We start from the raw sequence: 2,486 nt of genomic DNA, 5'->3' as shown, positions 1-2,486 counted from the left end.
GCGAGATTCGCTTCCCGATATCGGCATCGAAATCGCTAACGATGCAGCCTACAACCGCTTGGTTGCCGATACGATGGCGCAGGTCAAACAGCACTTTGCTGACCTTGGCTTGACCGGCACCAATGGCGACTACGCCAATACTGGTGTGCCTGGTGATTTCGGTGTGACGATCGTCAGCAGCGAAACTCACAATGACCCCGGTTCAAACCCCTTGGTGACACGGATCATCGTCGGGGGTACGACTGCGGACTTTGGTTTACCCAGCCCGATTGCGACGGCAATCGATCTCGGAAACTTTGACCTGACCAGTATTGGTGTCGTGCAACTTGACGCGATCAATGGTTTCGCCGCTCAGTTCCCAATCTCCAATGCGGTCAGCCAATTGGACGCGATCGCCAGACAATTGGCGGTCACGATTTCGCACGAGGCCTCGCACACCTTTGGGTTGCGGCACACCGATGGAACCAACCTCGTCCCCAACTTGATTGACGAAGGCGGTCCACAACAAGCCGAAGAATTCTTTGCAGGAGTGGGCAATGACGGCATTTTCGGTACTGTCGATGATACCGATATCGCCTTTACCACCGACCGTTTCTCGCGGACCGAAGGACTATTTGGTACCCAGCGATCGGCTGAAACGCTTTCCCATGTGCTGTCGACCGGAACCGTCGGTGGTTCGATCAGCGGCCGAGTGTTCAATGACTTGAACCGCGATGGAAACGGAGCCGCCGATGCAGGATTGGCTGGCGTTTCGGTCTTCTTGGATGCCAACGGCAACGGCGTGCTTGACGCAAACGAAACACGCGCCGTTACCGGTACCGACGGAAGCTACACCCTGCCCGCTGCGACCGGCACCCAAACCGTCGTCGCGATCGCTCCATCGGTTCAATTTGTCGCCAGCACGGCGACAAGCAAACCGGTAACCTCGACCGGCGCCAATATCGGTGGCGTTAACTTTGGTTTCACCAAGGTGCAATCCGATATTACTGGAACGAAGTTCAGCGACAATGATGGCGATGGTCTGCGTGATCCCGGTGAACCGGGCATCGCAGGCGTTTACATCTACTTGGACTTGGACGGCGACGATCGTCCCGACCTGGGCGAACCTAACGCAATCACCAAAGCTGATGGATCGTATACGATCAATTTCCCAGGCCCCGGCACCTACACCATTCGTGAAGTCGTGGAAGCCGGATTTGTTCAAACCTTCCCCGTTGGTGGCGAATGGACCGTTGTCTTTGATGGCTCGGCCGTCTTTGATAAAGACTTTGGCAACTTGCCGTCACGCGACTTTGGTGATGCTCCGGACACCTATATGACGACCGAAGCAATGGGCGGTGCGGCGCACGGCATCACGACCGGTTTGACGATCGGCGCGTCGGTGGACCGTGAACTCGATGGTCAACCGAGCGTTGCCGCCGATGGCGACGACAATAACGGCAGCGATGATGAAGATGGCGTCCGTCAAGCGACCCCATTCGGATTGGGATCGACCGGTCAATTTGCAGTCACCGTCACCAATACCACCGGCAGCCCCGCTTATCTGCAAGGCTTCGTCGACTTTAACGGCGACGGCACCTTTAACGGGCCGGGCGAACGATTACCCGAAATCACAGTCGCCAGCGGTGTTACCGGAGCGACTCAAACGGTCAGCGCCGCAGTTCCAAGTAACGCGATGATCGGTTCGACCTACGCCCGATTCCGGCTCAGCCAAACTCGTGGTCTCGGCCCCGGCGGCTTTGCAGAAACCGGCGAAGTCGAAGACATCCGCGTCAGCATTTTGCCGACCAACAGTGTCGCCAATGACGATTTGAATTTGCAAGTTTCTCGAAACAGTCCTCCAGTACGACTCAACGTGCTGGCGAATGATTTTGAAACCGCTGAAAACCCGCTGACCATTGTCTCGTTCAATAACAACGGGACCAGCGGATCGGTACGAATCGCCGATGACGATGGTGGGCGTTCGATTTTCTATACCCCACAAAACGGCTTCACCGGACGCGACGTCTTTACCTACACCGTTAGCGACGTCTTCAACAATTTCTACACAGCCACGGTGACCGTGGATGTCACGTTCCAATCGAATGTGCCGATCGCAATCGATGATTCCTTCAGCATTCCCGAAGGCTCGCAGAACCGTGCCCTCAACGTGCTGGACAATGACGTCGCCAGCCTGTCGGGCGGATTGTCGATCGCCAGCGTTACGCCAGGCAGTGCCGGAGGCACGGTCACGATCATCGGCGGCGGCCAATCGCTCCGCTACACACCGGCCAGCGGTTTTGCGGGCACCGAACAGTTCACCTACAGCATCCAAGACGGAGCAGGTTCGACCTCGAGTGCGCAGGTCACAATCAATCTGTTGCCGGGATCGCAGGCCGATGACCTCGTCGATTATTCGATCGATTTCTTTGACCCGCTGAACAACACCACGATCACCAATCTGCAACTCAATCCGACCGACCCGACCGCGAATCGATTCAGTGTTC

1 protein-coding gene is annotated in these 2,486 nt (G+C 56.6%); it reads left to right on the top strand.

All coding sequences use genetic code 11. The features are described from left to right. A partial coding sequence (locus tag ABX962_RS34660; RefSeq protein WP_372726226.1) for an Ig-like domain-containing protein occupies positions 1 to 2,486 on the top strand: 2,486 nt, incomplete at both ends.

The sequence above is a fragment of the Novipirellula sp. genome (assembly GCF_041583735.1).
Lineage (GTDB): Bacteria > Planctomycetota > Planctomycetia > Pirellulales > Pirellulaceae > Novipirellula.
This window is presented reverse-complemented; position numbering and strand designations above follow the sequence as displayed.